Source organism: Aeromonas sp. BIGb0445 (genome assembly GCF_024809075.1).
Classification (GTDB): domain Bacteria; phylum Pseudomonadota; class Gammaproteobacteria; order Enterobacterales; family Aeromonadaceae; genus Aeromonas; species Aeromonas rivuli.
Genome location: NZ_JANUES010000009.1, coordinates 24,034 through 44,800 on the forward strand (window position 1 = coordinate 24,034; position 20,767 = coordinate 44,800).

Consider the following 20,767-nt stretch of genomic DNA (forward strand, 5'->3'; position numbering starts at 1 on the left):
AGAGGAGAGCGCTGGCCTCCTCTCCTTTTTCATGGGGCGTCAGGCTGTCTCTGCCCCTGTCCGTTACGGCACCTTTGTCTCGGCGAGTTGCCACTGCAGGCAGGGCCAACCCGCCTGCTCGGCGGCTTGGCGAAGGCGGGGGGCAGGATTGACCCCATGGGGATGAGTCACAGCCTGCAGCATGGGCAGATCGTTGTGGGAGTCGCTGTAACCAAAACTCTCCTGCCAGGGGTCGTCAAGCCCGCCAAACAGCTGGTTGATGCGCGCCACCTTGCCCTCTCGAAAGCTCAGGGTACCCCGGGTCTGGCCGGTCAGCAGGCCTTCCTCTTCGTCGAGCAGGATGGCGATGCAGTGATCCATGCCCAACATGCGCGCCATGGGGGCGACCAGATGCTCGCCGGAGGCGGAGATCAGCACCAGGGTATCCCCCTGTTTTCGATGCCAGTCGATGCGGGCCAGCCCCTCCGGATAGATCCGCTCGCGCAACACTTGCTCGGCAAAGTGCTGGCACTGGCCATCGAGCCAGGCTCTGGATTTGCCCGCCAGGGGTTGCAGGGTGAAGGCCATGTATTGGTGCATGTCCAGCTTGCCCTGATGGTAGAGGGACATCATGGCCTGCTCCTCGGCCACCATGCTCACCGGGGCCAGCTCCTGGGCCACCATGTACTCCAGCCAGAGGCTGGCGGAATCCCCGGCAATCAGGGTCTCATCCAAATCAAACAGTGCCAGTGCCATCTCGGCTCCTTGCTATGAATACGGGGGGCTGGCGGGGCGGCACCCTGGCCGCGCCACCGCTGAAAAGAGCATGCAAACCCTCGGCTTATGCTACCTCACACAGCTGATCCCGGGCCACCGCCAGGGTGACGGCGCTGCCGACCGGCAGCAGATCCCGGGCCGAGCGGTTGAGGACGTCCACCGTCAGCAACCCGGCCTCGCACGCCACCTGATAGCGGATGATGTTGCCGAGCAACTGCTGGTGGCGTATCACTCCCGGCAGATGGGGCTCGGGAGGGCAGGCCTCCTGAGGCAATAGCGCAATGGCCTCGGGACGCAGTGCCAGCTTGGTGCTGCGTGTTCCCCCCAGCCACTTGTTGGCCTGTTCGGGAGCCAGCAGGTTGTAATGGCCGATAAAGCTCGCCACGAACTCATCGGCGGGCTGGGTGTAGATCTGCTCAGGCGTGCCGCTCTGGACGATGGACCCCTTGTTCATCAGGAACACCCGATCCGACAGGGTCAGCGCCTCCTCCTGATCGTGGGTGACGAAGATGGTGGTGAGCTCGAGGCGCTGCTGGATCTCGCGGATCTGCTGGCGCAGGCTGCGGCGGATGCGGGCATCCAGCGCCGAGAGCGGCTCGTCCAGCAGCAGGATCCTTGGCCGCACTACCAAAGCCCGCGCCAGCGCCACCCGCTGGCGCTGACCGCCGGAGAGCTCCCCCGGATAGCGGCGCTCGAAGCCGTCCAGCTCCACCAGCGCCAGTGCCTCTTTCACGCTGGCCGCCAATTCCCGTCCCGGCTGGGGCTTCATCTTGAGGCCGAAGGCGACGTTGTCCCACACCGTCATGTTGGGGAAGAGCGCATAGCTCTGGAACACCATGCCGATGCCCCGCTTCTGGGGCGCCTGCCAGGTGATCTCTTCCCCGGCCACCCGCACCTGACCACCATCCACCGGAGTGAGCCCGGCCAGGGCCCGCAACAGGGTGGACTTTCCGCAGCCGGAGGGGCCGAGCAGGGTCACCAGCTCCCCCTTGCGGATGCCGAATTCGATCCCCTCGAACACCTTGGTGTCGCCGTAGGATTTGTGCAACTGATTGACTTCTAAATGAAACATCTTGGATCACCGATGAAATCTGTTGGCCGCCCAGGTGAGCAGCAGGGTCAGCAGGAAGTAGCTCATCACCAACGCGCTGGTGAAGTGGCCCGAGGTGGACCTCATGTTGTAGAGATAGACCTGCAGGGTCTCGTAGCGGGTGCCCACCAGCATGTTGGCAAACACGAACTCACCGAGCAGGAAGGAGAGGGAGAGAAACAGCGCCGCCAGCAGCCCCTTGCGCAGGCAGGGGATCACCACCAGCAGAAAGGCACGGGCGCTGCTCGCCCCCAGCAGATGGGCTGCATCCATCAGATCCCTGAGCGGTACACCCTGCAGGCTGTTGGCCAGCGCCCGGTACATGAAGGGCAACACCACTGTGAACCAGGTGCCGATGAGGATCCACGGCGTGCCGATGATGGGCAGGGGGCCGTCGGCGTAGATCTGCAGCAGCCCCACCGAGGAGACCACAGGCGGCACCGCGAAGGGCAGCAGGATCAGCAGGTTCATCCAGGGATCCAGCTTGGGGAAGTAGTAGGCCACCACCAGCACGGTCGGTACCAGCACCAGGGTACCCAGCAGCAGGGTGGCGAAGCAGACCAGCAGGCTTCGGCCAAAGGCCGCCAGAAAGCGCGGGTCACCCCACAGCTTGAGATACCAGTCGAGGGTGAAGCCATCCGGCAGCAGGGTCGCCCCCCAGCGGGTGGAGATGGAGTAGAGAAAAGTGGCCAGCAGCGGCAGCAGCAGGGTGGCGACCAGCGCTCCCAGCACCCAGCGTGGCCAGCTCGGTTTCAGGTCACGCATGCTGGTTCCCCTTGTTCACATAGCTCTTTTTCAGCAGCCACTGGTTGGCGGCCGTCACCACCCCCAGCAGCACCATCAGGATCACCGCCAGCGCCGCCGCCAGATTGGGCTCGAGGAAGATGTCGCCGGAGACCAGGCTCGCCACCCGTATGGTCACCAGATTGAAGTTGCCCGTGGTGAGGGCGTAGGCGGAGGCATAGGCCCCCACCGCATTGGCAAACAGGATGATCAGGGTGCCGAGCAGGGCGGGGGTGAGCACCGGCAGCGCCACGTGCCACACATACTGCCTCTTGCTGGCGCCAAGCAGGGCGGCGGCCTGGGGCCACTCATCCTGCAGCGCATCGAAGGCCGGATAGAGCAGCAGCAGGGCGAGGGGGATCTGGAAGTAGGTGTAGATGAGGATGAGGCCAGACCCCGAGTAGAGGTTGAAGCCGTCGATCAGCCCCCAGGATTTCAGCAACAGGGTGACGGCACCGTTGATGCCGAGAATGATGATGAAGGCGAACGCCAGCGGCACCCCGCTGAAGTTGCCGGTCATGGTGACAAAGGCCAGCAGCAGCCGTTTGACCCGCTCGCCGCTGTGGCGCAGCGCCGCCGCCCCCAGGGTGCCGATGGCAAGCCCCCCTAGACTGGCGATGCCGGCGATGCGTAAGGAGTTGGTGAAGGATTGCAGGTAGAAGGGGGAGCTCAAAATCTCCCGGTAATGGGCGAGGCCCCAGCCATCGGGGGTTTGAAAACTGCCCACCAGCACCCAGACCATGGGGGCGAGCTGGAACAGGATCATCAAGAGGACAAAGGGCAGCAGCACCAGGGCGGGCAGCCAGTGGCGGCGCGCCTGGCGCCGGGTTGCTGCGGGTTGATCCAGCAGGATCTCGGTGGTTGCAGGCATCATCAGTGCACCTCGCGCATAAAGGCCGCCTTGAGCAGCGGGGGAGCCACCGGCTTGTCGTGAGGAGCCCTCAGCAGGTCGGCCATCAGGGCGCAGAGCTGGGTCTGGGCGATCACCACCCCATCCGGCCAGTGTTCGACGAAGGCATCACCAAACAGCCAGAGCGGCACGGTGCGCTCTTCGGGCAGAGTGCCGCCGTGGCTGAGATCCTCGTTCATGCCGTGATCCGAGGTGATCACCACCTGATACCCCTCTCCTAGCCACAGGGGCAGCAGATCGGCCAACAGGCTGTCCATCCGGCGCGCCTGATTGCGGTACTGGCGTGAATCGAGGCCAAACTTGTGGCCGGCGTCATCCACTCCCATGGGGTGGATCAGCAGAAAATCGGGATCATGTTGGGTTCTGAGCCACTCGCCATCCATCAGCAGATGGCTGTCGGGGTAGTTGTCATCCCAGTAGAAGCAGCCGTGCTGGATGGGCAGTTGCTCGTCATGGGTATAGCGATCCCGCAACCCCAGCCAGGGGCTGCGGTTGTAGAGTTCGCTCACCCAGTAATAGGCCGCCGCTGCTGTGCCTTTGCCTGCCGCGCGGGCCAGATGGAAGATGGAGTCATGCAGACTGAGGCGACTCACCCCGTTGTGGGTGATGCCGCTCGCCACCGGCGGCACGCCGGTCAGGATGCACTCGTAGAGGGGCCGGGAGAGGGAGGGCAGGGCAGAGCTCAGGGTCGTATGCAGGCCGCGCCCCGCCTCCACCATGCCGAAAAGGTAGCCCATGCAATGGGCTACCTCGGCTGCCAGGCCATCCACAAGTACCACTATCACCTTGTGTTGCACTGGATTTCCTTACTGCATGTTGATCATGACGGTTTCTTGCCACTGGCGCGGCAGGGCCTTGGAGCTCTGCTCCCAGGCGGCATGATCCTGCACCGGCTTGGCATTGGCATACTGCTCGGCGGGCAGCAGCTTGGCCTTGACGTCATCCGGCAGGGTCACGTTGCTGCGGATGGGGCGGGCGTAGCCACGGGCCAGGTTGATTTGACCGGCATCGGAGAGGATGTATTCACGGGCCAGTTTGGCGGCGTTGGGGTTCTTGGCCCACTTGTTGATGATGGTGGTGTAACCGGCGATGACGGAGCCGTCGCTCGGGATCACCACATCAAACTTCTTGGGGTCGATCTGGTCGCGGTAGTTCAGGGCGTTGAAGTCCCACAGCACACCCACTTCCACTTCGCCCTTCTCGATGTTGGCTATGGTCGGGTCGTTCAGTGACAGGCGACCTTGCTTGGCCAGCTGGCCGAACAGCTCCAATGCAGGCTTGAGGTTCTTCTCGCTGCCACCGGTGGCATAGGCTGCCGCCAGCACGCCGTTGTTGGCCTGGGAGGCCACGCCCACGTCACCCAGGGTCACCTTGTAGTCGCCACCCAGCAGGGATTGCCAGCTGGTGGGGGCGGCCTTGACCAGATCCTTGTTGATCAGGAAGGCGATGGTGCCGGTATAGGCCAGCATCCAGTGACCGTCCGCATCTTTGGCCCAGTTGGGAATGTCGGCCCAGGTGGAGGGCTTGTAGGGCTGGGTGACCCCCTGCTTGACCGCAACCGGGCCGAAGGCGCCGCCCACGTCACCGATATCGGCGGTGGCATTGGCCTTCTCGGCGGCGAACTTGGCGATCTCCTGCGCCGAGCTCATGTCGGTATCCTGATGCTTGATGCCATAGACGCTGCCGATCTGTTGCCAGGTGTCCTTCCAGTTCGCCCAGCTGTCGGGCATGCCGATGCTGTTGAGCTGGCCTTCGCCACGGGCGGCCTTCTCCAGATCCGCGATATTTTCGGCGGCATAGCTATTGGTTGCAAAAAACGGCTGACTGATGGCCGCGATGGCCAGTGCACTTGCGATCAAGGTTTTCATCATCCCATCCTTCTGGACTAGGTCAGTTAAGGTTCGAGGACGATGCTAGGGGGGGAATGTGACGGTGGCGGGGCGCTTTTGTGGCGATTGGATGACATTTTCTTGCCTGAGCCACTGTCATGGCAGCTTCATCTGGGCGGGATATAAGCGTGGCATTCGATTCGTTGGACTATGCCAGGACAGGCTCGTGACCAGACCGCTCACCAAGAGTGAACAAATTTGCCAGACGCTGCACCGCTACATCGCGAGTGGGCAACTGACGGCGGGCCAGCAATTGCCCGCCGAGCGAGCCTTGAGCGAGCGTTTCGCCACCACCCGCATCACGGTCAAGGAGGCGCTCTCGACCATGGAGGCCGAGGGGATCATCTACCGGGCCGAGCGGCGCGGCTGGTTCGTGGCGCCCCCCAGGCTCGTCTATGACCCGGCTCGTCACACCCACTTTCATCAGTGGATCGCCGAGCAGCAGCGCAGCGCCGAGACCCGTTTGCTCGGTCAGGGCAGCGAACTGGCCAGCAGTGATCTCTGTCGCTGGATGGCCATCACCCCCTTTACCCCACTGTTCGGGATCCGCCGTCAGCGCCTCATCGATGGCCGCCCCGTGCTCCACGTCAGCCATCATCTGCTGGCGACCCGTTTTCCTGGTATCGAGAGTCAACCGCTGGCGGGGTCGCTCACCGAGCTCTATCTGCGCGAATATGGCATGGGGCAGGGGGGCGCACGGCTGGAGGTGACACCGGTGGCGGCACGGGGAGAGATTGCGCGGGTGCTCAACCTGGCCCAGGGCAGCCCCGTGCTGCGGTTGGTGCGGGTCAACTATGACCAGGCGGGCGCCTTGATCGACTGTGATATAGAGCACTGGCGTCCCGATGCAATCTGCATCGCGCTGGATACCCGTCCTATCCGGCATGGTTGAGCACTGGCGTCAGCGCTATGGCAATCTGCATCGCGCTGGATACCCGTCCTGTTAGCCGTGGCTGAGCGCTGGCGTTTGAGGGAAATAGACCTCCCCCCGCAGGGCGAGGTCTGCGCTGAGTCCTAGCCGTCGATGTTGGGGATGAGATCGTCGAAGCTCTGGTAACCGCAGTCCGCCAGCTGCAGCGACATGGTGTAGGTCTTGGTGTCTTCCCGCTGGCCGATGGCGGGGCGGTTGAGCTTGAGCTCCTGATGCCAGTACTCCTTCATCCGCTCGATCAGGGCGAACGCCTCGCTCTCGTCCAGATGGAGCTGACAGAGCGCCATGTAGTTGTTCTGTTTGTGCATGTTTTCCACCAGATAGTCGCCAAGCACAGACATGGCCTGGCGTGCCTGCTGGCGGGCGAAGCGGCTGTGCTGCTCGAAGTTGATCCGCTCGCTGATGAGGAAATGGAAGCTGTTGTCGATGCCGAGCTGCAATATGCCAAGCTTCTCCAGCTTGCGCAGATAGAGGTAGCAGGAGGCATCGGTCAGGCCGTACTCCCGCTTCAGGTCGATGAGGGTCTTGTCACGCCAGAAGATGTTGGCGAGGAAGGCGTAGAGGCCGGGCTCGTTGTGGAAGGACTCATCTTGTTCCTGGGTGAAGACGGCGCGGCGGCTCTGGGCCTCCTGAGTGCGTTCGAGCAGCTCCTCGAATGACAGACCCACCAGATGGCAGATCTCCAACAGGGTATCAAAGGGCAGTGATGGCTTGTTCATCATCCGTTTGATCGTCGCGATGGAGACATTCATCGCCTCCGCCAGGGTCTGATAACGGATCCCCTTGTCGATCAGCGTCTTCTTGAGGGTGTCGAGAATGTTAATGGCCAGGGTCTGGCTATAGGTCATGCGTCATTCCTTTATGTGCATTTGATGAACCGCCAAAAAGTGTACCTTTTCCATGGTTCGGGCTCAGATATTGACACTTTAAAAAACCAGGAGAAAGCAAGCGGCCGAAATAAGCGGGATGATCTGACCAGTTTGGGGCAAAGGTTGCAGAAAATGACACCGGGCGGTGCACATCCTTCAACTCTGCAACATAGTGCTGGCGAGGAATAACAGTTCGCGCATAATCGAACACGAATCGAATTCGAGACTTTCCTGGTTGCGAAATCGATTGTTTGCTTCCAATTTAAGGGTTTTTTTAAACCGAAAGGTTTTTATTCTTTCCTGGCAAATTGAGCGGATCCCGTCAGGGTTCCGCTTTTTTCTTTTCCCCTAATTTGCCCCTGGCGTCAAGTTGTGACGCATTACGCCTTGGCCATAAACAGCTTGGGGATCTCCCGCACCAGCCAGCTCTTGGCCTTGCCCATGCTGTCCCGCCGCCAAGCCAGCACGACCTGCACCTGATGGCGATACTCGGGGCCTATCACCTTGAGGCGCCCCGCCTTGATGTCCTCCTCGATCCAGTTCAGCGGCATGGTGCCGACCCCGATCCCCGCCAACAGGGCATCGCGCTTCTCGGCCATGGTGCTGACGGTGAGTCTGGGTTGCTTGTCGAGCAGGCGATAGGTGAGGGCGGGTTTGCGCCGCGCCGAGTCGGCGATGGCGATGGCGCGGTAGCGACGCAGGGTCTCGTCCGCCAGGGGCTCCGGCTCCTGATGCAGCGGGTGATCCGGATGGGCGACGTAGAGCATCACCTCCTCCTGCAGCAGTTGGTGTTTGATGCCGGTCAGCATGAGATCGGGATTGAGGGAAGAGATAAGCAGATCGGCACGGCCATCTTCCAGACTCTCCCAACTCCCCGCCAAGACCTCGGCCCGCAGTCGCAAGCGGGTATCGGTCAACTCGGCCAGTCGATCCACCAGCGGATAGAGCGCCTGCACCGGTACCAGGGCATCCACGGCTATGGTGATGTCGGTCTCCCAACCCCGCGCCAGAGCACGGGTCTCCCCCACCAGATGCTCGGCCGCTTGCAATAGCAAGCGACCCTGTTCGAGCAGCATGCGACCGGCCGGAGTGAACTTGGTTCTATGGCCGCTGCGGTCAAACAGCATGGCATCCAGTTCATCTTCCAGTTTTTGCACCGTGTAGCTCAGTGCCGAGGGCACCTTGCCCAACTCCTCCGCGGCGGCGGCGAAGCTGCCCCGTCTCTCTATGGCATCCAGCACCCGAATGGCTTCCAGGGTCAGTGCGCGCTCTTTGCTCATGGGTAACCTTCAAATATTTTGAATATGATCGCCAGATTATCTCGCTAACAACTTAAGCCATGCAGGTTTAATATTCAATCATCGCTTGAGCAGGATGGCTCAGTGGCCAAATAAGTGCAGTTCCAGGCTGTGACCCCTTCAAAATGAGGAGGTCAGCTTTCAGTAAAAGAACAACATAATATTTGACGTAGTCTCTTGCATGGAGGCATTGGCCCAGGCCTGACGGCCTATCAATGACATAAAAATCCAAGAGAGAATTGAACATGAAAAACGTAATCAAGATGTTGGCCGTTGCAGGCCTGATGAGTTCCGGTCTGGCCCAGGCCAGCGTGCCAGCTGATTTCAGCGCCACCCCGGGCTCCCTGCTCGTCAACTGGCAAGCCAGCGCTGTCATCGACGGCAAGTCCAACCCCATGCTGGAGGTGCGTGACGAGTCCGGCGATCTGCTGGCCTCTGTCCATGCCGATCTGATGGGCACCCAGCGGGTCAAACTGCCGAGTCGCACCCAGGGCAACCTGACGGTGAGCCTGGGTGACGAGTCCAGTGAGTACCGGATCCCCTTCGGTCTGGGTGATGGTCGCCAGCGTTAACCACAGCTTTATAGCGTAAGGAGCACACCATGATGCAATTGAGAGCCGCAGCAGATCGAGGTCACGCCAATTTTGGCTGGCTCGATACTCACCACAGTTTTTCCTTCGGTCACTACTACGACCCGGAGTGGATGGGGCACTCAGCCTTGCGGGTCATCAACGACGACATGGTGGCAGCGGGTGGCGGTTTCGCCACCCACCCTCACGCCAACATGGAGATCCTGACCTGTGTGCTCAAGGGCACCATAGAACACAGGGACAGCCTGGGTCATGCCGAGCAGATCCCGGCTGGGGATTTCCAGTTGATGAGTGCGGGTTCAGGCATTCGCCACAGCGAATACAACCCCTCTCAGAGTGAACCTCTGCAACTGCTGCAGATCTGGATCGAGCCGAACGAGTTCGGTACGACCCCCGGTTATCAGCAGAAGCGGATAGAAAACCAGCCAGGCATGACGCTGGTGGCATCGCCGGATGGCGAGGCCGGATCCTTCAGCATTCGCCAGCAGGCCCGGGTATGGCGACTGCAACTCGCCGAAGGGGAGACCCTCAAATGGGCATTGCAAGGGCGTCATGGTTACCTGCATATGATTTCAGGGAGCTTGACCGCAAACGGTCTGGCGGCCCAGCCTGGCGACGGGGTACTCAGTCGTGATGAAGATAACTGGACACTGAGCGCCTCCCAAGGGAGCGAGGCTCTGTTGTTTGATCTGCCTTGATAAATAAATCTCGGCGAAATGAATGAGTTAGTAAATCGGTCTTACACTATTAACACTGTGAATTGGTAATCAAAGGAATCTGAAGATGGACAAGATGAGAGATGTGGCACTGCTGGTTGGTCGTATTCTGCTGGCCCTGATGTTTGTGGTCGCAGGCTGGGGCAAGATCGGCGGCTACGCTGGCACCCAAGGTTATATGGAGGCCATGGGAGTGCCCGGTGCCCTGCTGCCCCTGGTGATCCTGCTGGAGCTGGGCGGTGGTCTCGCCATCATGCTGGGCCTCTTTACCCGTAGCATCGCCGTGCTGATGGCCGGCTTTACCCTGATGGCGGCCTTCCTCTTCCATTACCAGCCTGCGGAGCAGATGCAGATGTTGATGTTTATGAAGAACGTTTCAGTGGCTGGTGGCTTCCTGGTCCTGGCGGCAGCGGGTGCCGGTGCCTTCAGTGTGGATGGCCGTTTGGGCAAGTGCTGGTAATACCCTGATACGTCATATTTTCCATAAAGTTCCCATGTTTTTAGCCGGCGCAGCAGCGCCGGCTTTTTTGTGTCCGTGATTTGCCACCGCCAATGTCGGTAGTGTGATGGCGGCCCGCTCTGCTGCTACAAGGGCCTTTTGCATCTTCCCCCCCGATCCCTGACAATCCAATGTCTGGTGAAGTGACGGGATTTGTTCATCTTTTCCTGCGCGCACCCCTCTTTTTAATTGGCGGGACTTGCCCATGTTTACCCTCTACCACTCCAATCAGCTGGATCTGCTCAAAGAGTTGCTGGTGAACCATATCCGGCAGGCGCCCCTCTCTCACCCCTTCGAGCACGAGCAGATCCTGGTGCAGAGTCCCGGCATGGCCCAGTGGCTCAAGCTGGAGCTGGCCAAGGCCTTCGGCATCGCCGCCAATATCGACTTCCCGCTGCCCGCCAGTTTCATCTGGGAGATGTTCACCCAGGTGCTGGCGGATGTGCCCCGCCAGAGCCCCTACAACAAGGGCTCCATGAGCTGGCAGCTGATGACCATTTTGCCCGCCCTGTTGGACAGGCCCGCCTTTGCACCCCTGGCCGCCTATCTGGGGGGGGATGAGCAGGATCCTGCCAAGGATCCCGAGCAAGTGCGGCTCTGGCAGCTCTGCCAGAAGGTGGCGGATCTGTTCGACCAGTATCTGGTCTACCGGCCGGACTGGATAGCCCGCTGGGAAGCGGGGGAGGGCCTTGTCGGAACAGGTAGTCAGGATCTGGCCGGGGTGAGCGGTCAGGATTGGCAGCCCGAACTGTGGCGCGAGCTGGTGGCCCGCACCCTGGCCCTCGCACCCAGCGGCTACCACAGAGCCAACCTCTACGAGGAGTTTATCCACGAGCTGGCGCGCACCCGTGAATTGCCGGGCAAGCTGCCCCAGCGGGTCTTCGTGTTCGGCATCTCGGCGCTGCCACCGCGCTATGTGGAGGCCCTGCTGGCCCTCGGCAGCCGACCCGAGGTGGAGGTGCACCTGTTCGTCACCAACCCCTGCCGCTACTACTGGGGGGATCTGCTGGACAGAAAAACCTTGGCGCGGCTCGAAACCAGGCTCAAGCCCGGCACCGACATCGAGACCCTGCAAGGGCCCGCCAACCCGCTGCTCGCCTCCATGGGCAAGCTGGGGCGCGACTACCTGCATCAGCTGATGGAGCTGGAGGTGCCGCAAATCGAAGCCTTCGTCGATATCGACGAGGTGGATGAGCAGGGCAATGTCAGCCTGCTGCGCGCCATCCAGAAGGATGTGCTGGAGCTGGCAGAACGGGGCGCCGGTCAATTCGACCTCGACAGCAGCCATCACAAGAGCCCCATCAGCCCGGCGGATGGATCCCTGCAGATCCATGCCTGCCACGGCCCCATGCGCGAACTCGAGGTGCTGCACGACCGGCTGCTGGCGTTGTTCGAACAGGACCCCTCTCTCACTCCGAAAGATGTGGTGGTGATGATGCCGGACGTGAACAGCTACGGCCCTTATATTCAGGCGGTGTTTGGCGCCCGTGGCCAGATCCCGTTCGCTGTATCGGATAGAGCCGCCAGCCAGGAGAGCCCGCTGCTGCAAAGCTTCCTCGCCCTGCTGCACCTGCCAAACGCCCGCCTCGGTGCCGGCGAGCTGCTCGCCATTCTCGAGGTGCCCGCCGTGCTGCGCCGCTTCGAGCTGGATGACGACGAGTTCAACCAGCTGCGGGTCTGGGTGCAGGAGACCGGCATCCGCTGGGGGCTGGATGACGGCTACCCCGTCCGCTTCGATCTGCCGCCCATGTCCGGCAACAGCTGGCTGTTCGGCCTGCGCCGCATGCTGCTCGGCTTTGCCATGGGCGACGGCGAGCCGGTGGCGGGCATCTTGCCCTGTGTCGACAACACAGGGGGGCATTCGGGCCCCTTGGCCAGCATATTGCCCTGTGCCGACAACACAGGGGGTCAGCAGGGCCCCTTGGCCAGCATATTGCCCTACGCCGAGATCGAGGGTCAGCAGGGCTTGGCGCTCGGCAAGCTCGCCTGGTTCGTCGATTCGCTGGCCGAATTCCTGCCCCGGCTGCAACAGGCGCAGCCACTGGCAGAGTGGAACGCCTGCCTGCTGGCGCTGCTGGAGCGCTTCTATCTGGCCGACGAGGATGAAGAGCGTCAGCTGCAGCTCATTCGCAGCCAGCTGGCCGACTGGCAGACCCAGCTCGGGGAGGCTCGCTTCGATCAGCCCATCACCGCCGACCTGTTGCAGGATTATCTCGGCAGCGTGCTGGGGGAGTCTCGCTCCAGCCAGCGCTTCCTCGCCGGTCAGGTCAACTTCTGCACCCTGATGCCGATGCGCTCCATCCCCTTCAGGCAGGTCTGCCTGCTCGGGATGAACGACGGCGTCTACCCGCGCACTTTGGCCCCCATGGGGTTCGATCTGATGGCGGTGGCGGGGCGACGCGGGGACAGATCCCGCCGCGATGATGACCGCTACCTCTTCCTCGAGGCGCTGCTGAGCGCCCAGCAGGGGCTCTATATCAGCTATCAGGGCTTCAGCGCCCAGGACAACAGCGACAAGGTGCCCTCGGTGCTGCTGGCGGAGCTGATCGACTATGTGCGGCAGGGCTTCGTGCTGGCGGGGGATGAGAGCCTGGATGACGAAGCCTCCGGCAAGCGGCTGCTTCAGCACCTGATAGTGCCGCATCCGCTCACCCCCTACAGCCGCAACTACTTCTACCCACAGGCAGAGTCCCGCCTCTTCACCTATGCCGCCGACTGGCTGCCCGCCCTCAATCCGGTGCGCGGCGCAGCCAACTTCCAGAGCGGCGAGCTGCCTTTGCCCCCCGAATGGGGCAAGGAGCAGGGGCTGGAGCTGGCGGAGCTGCTGCGCTTCTACCGTCAGCCCACCAAATATTTCCTCAACCGTCGCCTCAAGGTGTGGTTCGAGCTGAATGAAGCCAACATCGAAGACAGCGAGCCGTTCGAGCTGGACGGCCTGCAGCACTATCAGCTCAAGGCCCTGCTGCTCGATGCCCATCTGGCACAGGGGGATAGCTCAGTGCGCCGCGAGCGGTTGCAGCTCACCGGCCTGCTGCCCCAAGGCTGGTTCGGCAGCCTGCTGCTGGAGGATCTGGACGCCGAGATGGGCAAGCTGGCGGATCGGCTGAGACCCTGGGTTGCGGCCAATGAGGCAGAAAAACGGGCGGTGGAGATCGATATCTCCCTGACCCAGGGCCAGCTGCAGGGGTGGATAGACACCCAGAAGGGGCGCTTGCTGGTGGTCAAACCCGGCAGCTTCAACGGCAAGGATCTGCTGCTGGGCTGGGTTCAGCACCTCTGCCTCTCATTGAGCTGCGCCCCCGGCGACACCCTGCTGTTCGATGGCAAGCAGAGTCTGCGGCTGCCAGCTCTTCCGGCCGAGGAGGCGCGCCCCAGGCTGGCAGCCATGGTCTCCCTCTGGGCCCAGGGGATGAAGCGGCCGCTACCCTTCTTTCCCAACACCGCCTGGGAGTGGCTCAGGGCGATCGAGAAGGATCCGGACAAGCCGGAGGCGGCCGACAAGGCGGCCCTCACCCGCTTCAACGGCGGCTACATGGTAACGGGGGAGGGGCAAGATCCTTATGTCGCCCGCTGCTTCCCCGAACTGGATGAAGCCGTGCTGAGCCAGTTGCAGGCGCTGGCCCGGGAACACCTGACCCCGCTGCTCAAGACCCTGGAGGAGCTGAAATAATGGCTAACCCGCTCAATACCCTGCGTTTTCCCCTCCACGGTGAACGACTGATCGAGGCCTCCGCCGGCACCGGCAAGACCTACACCATAGCCGGTCTCTACCTGCGCCTGCTGCTGGGCCACGGCCCACTGATCGAAGAGGGGGCCGATGCCGGTCAATCCAGCGCCCACGAGCGGCCGCTCTCGGTGACCGAAATCCTGGTGGTGACCTTTACCGAGGCCGCCACCGCCGAGCTGCGCGGGCGGATCCGCGGTCGCATCCACGAGGCGCGCCTCGCCTTTATGCGGGGTGAGAGCAAGGATGACTTGCTGGCCCAGTTGCTGATCGAGGTGGAGGATCACGAGCTGGCGGCCCGCCGCCTGCTGGCTGCCGAGCGGCAGATGGACGAGGCGGCTGTCTTTACCATCCACGGCTTCTGCCAGCGGATGCTGAAGCAAAACGCCTTCGAGTCGGGCGCCCTGTTCGAGACAGAGTTTTTGACCGACGACAGCCAGCTCAGGCTGCAGGCGGTGAGCGACTACTGGCGCGCCGAGTTCTATCCGGTGGATAAAACCCTCGCCGGTTCGGTGCGCGCGCTCTGGCCTAGCCCCGCCGCCCTGCTGCGGGAGATGAACGGCTGGCTCGACAACAGCGAGCTGGAGATACACCCCGCCTTGGGGGATGAGACCCTCGCCGCCCGTCATCAGGCTGCCATGGCCCGTATCGGGGCTGTGAAGCGCGAGTGGCTGGCGCAAGGGGACGAGATCCGCCGCCAGACCGACGGTCATATCAGCCGCTACACCGGCAAGAACTACGAAGGCTGGCTCGCCAAGATTGGCGACTGGGCGCAGGACGAGGGGAGCGGCTACGCCATCCCCAAGGAGCTGGAGCGCTTCGGGCAACGCGTGCTGGAGGAGAACCTCAAGAAGGGGGGGGCAGTGCCGACCCTGCCGCTATTCAGTCAGATCGACCAACTGCTGGCGAGCCGTCCCGGTATTCGCGACCTCATCCTGCAACGGGCCGCCAAGGTGGTGCGCAGCCGGATGCAAGCGAGCAAGCGCCAGGCTCATCAGCTCTCCTTCGATGACCTGCTCAAGGATCTCGACGGGGCGCTCGGCTCCAGCCTTGGCGAGCGGCTCTGCGATCGCATTCGCGCCACCTATAGAGTGGCGATGATCGATGAATTTCAGGATACAGACCCCCAGCAGTACCGCATCTTCCACCGGCTTTACGGCGGCCATAGCGACACGGCGCTCTTGATGATCGGTGACCCCAAGCAGGCCATCTACGGCTTTCGCGGCGCCGACATCTTTACCTACATTCAGGCGCGGCGAAATGTGAGCGCCCACTACACCCTGGGGCGCAACTGGCGCTCCAGCGGTGCGCTGGTGGGGGCGGTCAACGGCCTGTTCGAGCGGGCCAGGGATCCCTTTATCTACGAGGCGGATATCCCCTTCCTGCCGGTGGAGGCCCAGGGCAAGAGCAAGGCGCTGCTGCTGGGTGGCGTTACCGCACCCGTGCTCCACTGTTGGCAGCTGGCCGGCCAGTCCACCTTCAACCGGGGGGATTACCAGAGCAAGATGGCCCGCGCCACCGCCGCCGAGATCCACCGCCTGCTGACCCTGGCCCGGGAGGGCAAGGCGCAGATAGGTGACAAGGCGGTGAAGGCCGGGGATATCGCCGTGCTGGTGCGCACCGGCAGCGAGGGCAAGCTGGTGCAGCAGGAGCTGGCGCGCCTCGCCATCGCCTCTGTCTATCTGTCGAACCGCGAGAGCGTACTGGAGCAGGTGGAGGCGCGGGAGATTTTGCTTATTCTGCACGCCTGCCAGAACCCGAGTGAAGAGCGCAGCCTGCGGGCGGCGCTGGCCACCGGGCTCTTTGATCTGGATGCCAAAGCGCTCGACGCGCTGGCCTCGGACGAGCGGGCCTGGGAGAGCGCGGTGCAGGAGTTTATGGAGTACCGATCTATCTGGCATCGCCGCGGCGTGCTGGCCATGCTGCGGGCCCTGCTGCACAGGCGCAATCTCGCCTCCTCCCTGCTGGCGAGCCCCTACGGCGAGCGGCGGTTGACCAACTTCCTCCATCTCGGCGAGCTGCTGCAACAGGCGAGCAGCGAGCTGGATGGGGAGTATGCCCTGCTGCGCTGGCTGGGGGAGGCGGTGAGCCGCCCGGGCGGCCAGGATGCTGAGCAGGTACTGCGGCTCGAATCCGAGCGCAAGCTGGTGCAGATAGTCACCATCCACAAATCCAAGGGGCTGGAGTACCCCCTGGTGTTCCTGCCCTTCATCTGCAGCCACAGAACCGCCGAGACCCCGCTCTATCACGAGGCGGATGAGGCGGGCAATCGCACCATTCTCGACCTGACCGGCGCCGAGGGATCCTTGGCGGAAGCTGACAAGGAGCGCCTCGCCGAAGACTTGCGGCTGCTCTACGTGGCGCTGACCCGGGGCGTCTACGCCACCTGGCTGGGGCTGGCCCCGGTGCGCTCGGGCAACGGCAAGTCGGAGAAGACAGAGCTGCACCACACCGCCATCGGCTACCTGCTGCAAAAGGGGGAAGAGGGGGATGCCGAAACCTTGGCGACCGCCCTCACCGAGCTTGCCCAGGCGCTGCCCGGGGTGGTGGTCTGTGAGCCCTCGCTCACCCGTCCGGCCCCGTTGCCGCCAGAGGAGGAGCAGCTGGGCGAGCCCCAGGTGCGCCACTTTACCGGCTCCCTTGAGCGGGACTGGTGGATCAGCTCCTACTCCGGGCTGGCGGCCCAGGGGAACGGCCACGGCAAGGGGGTCTTGGCGAACCCCGGCTTCGATGACGAGGTAGTGACCGAGGCGGCCGCGCTGGCGGCTGAACTGTCTACAGCACAACAGGAAGAAGCGCCCCAGCCCTCCATCTTCACCTTCCCGAAAGGGGCGTGCCCCGGCACATTGCTGCACAGCCTGTTCGAGACCATCGACTTTCAAAGTGCCGCAGGCGACTCGCTGGCCCAGCATATCGCCAGCCTGCTGGCGCAGGATGGCTTCGACGAGAATTGGGCACCTGTGCTGCAACAGCAGGTGGAGGCTGTGCTCGATACCCCGCTGGATACCGGCTTTGACGAGCCGGTGCGGCTGCGGGATCTGGCCCCCGATCGCAAGCAGGTGGAGCTAGAGTTCTTCCTGCCCATGGGGCGGGTGACGGCACCGGCGCTCACCGCCCTCTGCCAGCAGCACGACCCCCTGTCGCGGGGCAACAAGCCGCTGGGCTTCGCCACAGTGCAGGGGATGCTCAAGGGCTTTATCGATCTGGTGTTCGAGTGGCAGGGGCGCTGGTATCTGCTCGACTACAAATCCAACCACCTCGGCATGAGCCCCGCCGATTACAGCCGTCCGGCCCTGGAGCGGGCCATGTGTGATCATCGCTACGACCTGCAATACCAGCTCTATTCCCTGGCGCTGCATCGGCTGCTCAGCCTGCGCCTACCGGGCTACGACTTTGACCAGCACTTTGGCGGGGTCTTCTATCTGTTCCTGCGCGGCATGCCGCGAGGCGGGGTATTCCATACCCGCCCGAGCCGTGAACTGGTGTTGGGGCTGGACAAGTTGTTTAGTAAAGGTGTGATGCCTGACGATCATCGTTTAGAAAAACCAAACAAGGCAGAGGCATGAGGGGCGAGATGAAGAGCGACGGTATGATCGAACGGCTGAAAGCCTTGGCGCTAGGGGGGCGTATCCGCCAGCTGGATCTGCAATTTGCCAAACTGGTGGCCGATCTGGGCGGCGGCCCCGAGCTGGTGCTGGGGGCCGCGCTCGCCTGCTTCGAGCTGGGGCGCGGCCATGTCTGCCTGCCGCTTGACATGCTCGCTGCCGGATCCCTGCGCCCCTTCGGGCTGGATCCGGATCAGAGCCGGGATCTGCTGGGGGATCTGGCGGATCCTGCGAGCTGGCCCGCCCTCTTTGCGGCAAGCCCCCTGGTTGGCACCGAACAGGATGAGGGCAACGCCCCCCGCTGGCCGCTGCGGCTCTGGCACGGGCGCCTCTACCTCACCCGCTACCACGATTTTGAGCTGGGGGTGGCCCGTCATCTGCGCGCCTTAAGTGAACGCGCAGAATGGCCGGAGATAGCCCCGGCCCTGTCGCGCCTCTTTGCCCGCGACCACGGTCTGGTGTTCGGGGCGCTGCTCAAAGCCCGCCTCGCCCCCGATTTCTCGGCCCGCCACTTCGTCGAGAAGTATCTGGATCTGGTCTTCCCGCACGAGGTGGATTGGCCCGCCATAGAGGCGCTGCTGGGGAGCGCCCAGGCGGCGAGTGACTTGAGCAAGCTGGATGCGCTGGTGCCCGAGGCGCTCTGCTGCAACGGCCAGAAGCTGGCGGCGGCCACCGCGGCGGCGCGCCCCTTTGCGGTCATCTCCGGCGGCCCCGGCACCGGCAAGACCACCACTGTGGCCAAGCTCCTGGCCATCCTGGTGGAGACAGGCCTGCAAGCAGGCAAGGCACCGGCGATCCGGCTGGTGGCCCCCACCGGCAAGGCGGCGGCGCGCCTCACCGAGAGCATAGGCTCCGCCCTGCAGGCACTGGACTTGCCCCCGGAGTGGGCCCAGGCCATCCCCACCGAAGCGGGCACCTTGCACCGGCTGCTCGGGGTGATCCCGGGGCGCAGCCAGTTCCGCCACCACGCGGGCAACCCGCTGCACCTCGACTTGCTGGTGGTGGATGAAGCCTCCATGGTCGACCTGCCCATGATGGCACGCCTGCTCGATGCGCTGCCGAGCCACGCCCGCCTCATCCTGCTCGGCGACAAGGATCAGCTCGCCTCGGTGGAGGCGGGGGCCGTGCTCGGGGATATCTGCAGCTTTATCGAACAAGGCATCAGCCCCGCTCAGGCGGATTGGCTCTCCCGCCAGACCGGCTACCGGCTGCAGGGTTCGCCTGCCGGTGCACCTGTGCGCGACAGCCTCTGTTTGCTTTCCAAGAGCTGGCGCTTCGATCAGCACTCCGGCATAGGCCAGCTGGCGCGGGCCTGCAACGACGGCGATGCCGCCGCGGTGGAATCGGTCTGGAGTGCGGGATTCAAGGACATCAGCCTGCACCCTTGGGCGGGAGAGGCCTACGAGGCCCTGATTGCCCAGGGGGTGGCCGGCTACGGCAGCTATCTGAAGGCCGCCCGCGCGGGAGAAGAGGCGTCCGCCGTGTTCAAGGCGTTCAACGGCTTCCAGATCCTCTGCGCCTTGCGGGACGGCCCCTTCGGGGTGCTGGGGCTTAACGAGCGGCTCGAACTGGCTCTGTCTCGGGCCGGGCTGATCGCCCGGGATGGCGACTGGTATGCGGGCCGCCCCGTGATGGTGGTGCGCAACGACCACGGCATCGGCCTCTACAACGGCGACATGGGGCTCTGCCTGCCCGATGAAACCGGCCGCCTCAAGGTGTGGTTCGAGCAGCCGGACGGCTCCCTGCGTGCGCTTCTGCCGAGCCGATTGCCCCCCCACGAGACCGTCTACGCCATGACAATCCACAAATCCCAGGGGTCGGAGTTTGCCCACACAGTGCTGGTGCTGCCCGACAGCCCCAGCCCATTGCTGACCCGCGAGCTGGTCTATACCGGCATCACCCGCGCCAAGGCGCGCCTCGATCTCTACGGCGACCGCGCCCTGCTGGCACAGGCGGTGCGGAAAAAGACCGAGCGTTATTCCGGATTGGCGGAGCGGTTGGGGAACTAACAACAATGAATGATGAACTGTAATTTTTATCTGACTGTAACAGGAGCATATTATGAATAAACGGAGCAGCTCAGAGTCAGCAGATAACGTTGAGGAACTAATAATAGTGAATCGTATAAATATAAAACTAATACTAATGCCGATAATGTTGGCCGCCTATGTTGGTGTACCATTCTTTTCCTATGCAACAGAGTCTGGCGATGATATCGAGAAAGAGATGTGTGCAAAACTGCCTGCCATTATTAAAAAGGGTAATGAATCATATAGGGCGGGGCAGTATGCCGAAGCAAGAGAGCACTTCACTGAGCAAGTATCGTTAAGTGAGGGGTGTGGATATATCAATGGCAAGCCAGATAAAGCTGCGATTATCACTGCATATAACAATGTTGCGCTTTCTTACATAAAAGAAGGGGATAAGCTTAAGGCGCTGGCATGGTTGTCATTGGCTCCGAACGATAAAAAATCTAAATTCAACTACGGTCTGCTTAAAGACATGCCTGTCTCCATTGGACCTGATATGGTGGGGACCTATTGGCGATATGCTGGTTTAGGAAGCTGGAATGTAGCCTCTGTAGAGAAGCAAGGTAATGACTACTTGATATCCTTGAATCTGCTCTACTTCGGGTTAAGAGGGATGGCCTATGGTCCTAACATGGGGGAAATCTCTCAGATTGTGACTATGAAGGGCGATGAGGGGTTGATACAACTTACCGGTGAAGAAGGTAATTGTGAGATTTCAATAAAATTTATAGATAAAGATAATGGTATCCTGAAGGTTGATACAAATCCCGACAGAAAAGAGTGTGGTTTTGGCCACAATGTATATGCGTACGGTGATTTTATTAGAGTGTCGAAAAAACCTACACCATTTGATATCGGTTACTGAGTACGAACGTGTTTCTTTCGTTAATCTCGTATGTTGGGCTTCGCAGGCTTAGCACCAACCTACCGATTGTGTAGGTTGTGGCTGAGCGAAGCCCAACGTTTACCGCGTAATCTATTTTTTCCTTCCCCTCATCCCCAACCCTTCTCCTCATTCTTTATAAACAATCGGGTAGGGTGCAATGAACAACGTGAATTGCACCGCTGCTATTTATC

Annotated in this window: 17 protein-coding genes; 8 read left to right on the top strand and 9 right to left on the bottom strand. The window is 62.1% G+C overall.

What is annotated here, in order from left to right:
• Positions 1-63 precede the first annotated feature (63 nt).
• The 6 genes from M2367_RS15690 to M2367_RS15715 all read right to left on the bottom strand — a co-directional run bounded on the left by M2367_RS15690 (position 64) and on the right by M2367_RS15715 (position 5,407).
• On the bottom strand, positions 64-735 hold the full coding sequence (locus tag M2367_RS15690) for an HAD family phosphatase (protein ID WP_259237214.1): 672 nt from the start codon (positions 733-735) through the stop codon (positions 64-66).
• A gap of 85 nt (positions 736-820) precedes the next feature.
• Positions 821-1,828 carry an ABC transporter ATP-binding protein gene (locus M2367_RS15695; RefSeq protein ID WP_259237215.1) on the bottom strand — a complete coding sequence of 336 codons (1,008 nt, stop codon included), beginning with the start codon at positions 1,826-1,828 and terminating at the stop codon, positions 821-823.
• Between the two features lie 6 nt (positions 1,829-1,834).
• Positions 1,835-2,611, bottom strand: coding sequence for an ABC transporter permease (locus tag M2367_RS15700; RefSeq protein ID WP_259237216.1), 777 nt, complete (start codon positions 2,609-2,611; stop codon positions 1,835-1,837).
• Positions 2,604-3,503 (bottom strand): ABC transporter permease subunit, encoded by a 900-nt coding sequence (locus M2367_RS15705; RefSeq protein WP_224431435.1) that lies wholly within the window; start codon positions 3,501-3,503, stop codon positions 2,604-2,606. The genes M2367_RS15700 and M2367_RS15705 overlap by 8 nt, the downstream gene beginning before the upstream one ends.
• A complete protein-coding gene (locus tag M2367_RS15710; protein ID WP_259237217.1) occupies positions 3,503-4,336 on the bottom strand; it encodes an alkaline phosphatase family protein in 834 nt (277 codons plus the stop codon). The genes M2367_RS15705 and M2367_RS15710 overlap by 1 nt, the downstream gene beginning before the upstream one ends.
• A 9-nt stretch (positions 4,337-4,345) precedes the next feature.
• Complete coding sequence (locus M2367_RS15715; RefSeq protein ID WP_259237218.1) at positions 4,346-5,407, bottom strand: ABC transporter substrate-binding protein; 1,062 nt, start codon at positions 5,405-5,407, stop codon at positions 4,346-4,348.
• Positions 5,408-5,594: 187 nt separating this feature from the next.
• Here M2367_RS15715 and M2367_RS15720 point away from each other — a divergent pair, with 187 nt between their 5' ends.
• Positions 5,595-6,320, top strand: coding sequence for a UTRA domain-containing protein (locus M2367_RS15720; protein WP_259237219.1), 726 nt, complete (start codon positions 5,595-5,597; stop codon positions 6,318-6,320).
• 122 nt (positions 6,321-6,442) lie between these two features.
• On the opposite strand, the gene M2367_RS15725 is transcribed toward M2367_RS15720, so the two are convergent.
• Entirely contained in the window at positions 6,443-7,207 is a 765-nt protein-coding gene (locus M2367_RS15725) for a helix-turn-helix transcriptional regulator (protein WP_042044375.1), read from the bottom strand.
• A 401-nt stretch (positions 7,208-7,608) separates the two neighbouring features.
• Positions 7,609-8,508, bottom strand: a complete 900-nt coding sequence (locus M2367_RS15730) for a LysR family transcriptional regulator (protein ID WP_259237220.1) — start codon at positions 8,506-8,508, stop codon at positions 7,609-7,611.
• Between the two features lie 257 nt (positions 8,509-8,765).
• Between M2367_RS15730 and M2367_RS15735 the strand changes: the two genes are divergently transcribed.
• The 3 genes from M2367_RS15735 to M2367_RS15745 all read left to right on the top strand — a co-directional run bounded on the left by M2367_RS15735 (position 8,766) and on the right by M2367_RS15745 (position 10,292).
• Positions 8,766-9,098, top strand: a complete 333-nt coding sequence (locus M2367_RS15735) for a hypothetical protein (protein ID WP_042044373.1) — start codon at positions 8,766-8,768, stop codon at positions 9,096-9,098.
• Positions 9,099-9,127: 29 nt separating this feature from the next.
• Positions 9,128-9,814: a pirin family protein gene (locus tag M2367_RS15740; protein WP_042044372.1), complete on the top strand. Its 687-nt coding sequence runs from the start codon at positions 9,128-9,130 to the stop codon at positions 9,812-9,814.
• A gap of 85 nt (positions 9,815-9,899) precedes the next feature.
• A complete protein-coding gene (locus tag M2367_RS15745; protein ID WP_259237221.1) occupies positions 9,900-10,292 on the top strand; it encodes a DoxX family protein in 393 nt (130 codons plus the stop codon).
• A gap of 12 nt (positions 10,293-10,304) precedes the next feature.
• Here the strand turns inward: M2367_RS15745 and M2367_RS15750 are convergent, their stop codons facing one another.
• Complete coding sequence (locus M2367_RS15750; protein ID WP_157014129.1) at positions 10,305-10,538, bottom strand: hypothetical protein; 234 nt, start codon at positions 10,536-10,538, stop codon at positions 10,305-10,307.
• On the opposite strand from M2367_RS15750, the gene recC reads away from it, so the two are divergent.
• The 4 genes from recC to M2367_RS15770 are packed head-to-tail and all read left to right on the top strand — an operon-like array spanning position 10,537 to position 20,555.
• Positions 10,537-14,001 carry an exodeoxyribonuclease V subunit gamma gene (gene recC, locus M2367_RS15755; protein WP_259237222.1) on the top strand — a complete coding sequence of 1,155 codons (3,465 nt, stop codon included), beginning with the start codon at positions 10,537-10,539 and terminating at the stop codon, positions 13,999-14,001. The genes M2367_RS15750 and recC overlap by 2 nt on opposite strands.
• Positions 14,001-17,621, top strand: a complete 3,621-nt coding sequence (recB, locus tag M2367_RS15760) for an exodeoxyribonuclease V subunit beta (RefSeq protein WP_259237223.1) — start codon at positions 14,001-14,003, stop codon at positions 17,619-17,621. Before recC ends, recB begins: the two co-directional genes overlap by 1 nt.
• A gap of 8 nt (positions 17,622-17,629) precedes the next feature.
• A complete protein-coding gene (gene recD, locus M2367_RS15765) occupies positions 17,630-19,669 on the top strand; it encodes an exodeoxyribonuclease V subunit alpha (protein WP_259237224.1) in 2,040 nt (679 codons plus the stop codon).
• A 52-nt stretch (positions 19,670-19,721) separates the two neighbouring features.
• Entirely contained in the window at positions 19,722-20,555 is an 834-nt protein-coding gene (locus tag M2367_RS15770; RefSeq protein ID WP_259237225.1) for a tetratricopeptide repeat protein, read from the top strand.
• Positions 20,556-20,767: the final 212 nt, after the last annotated feature.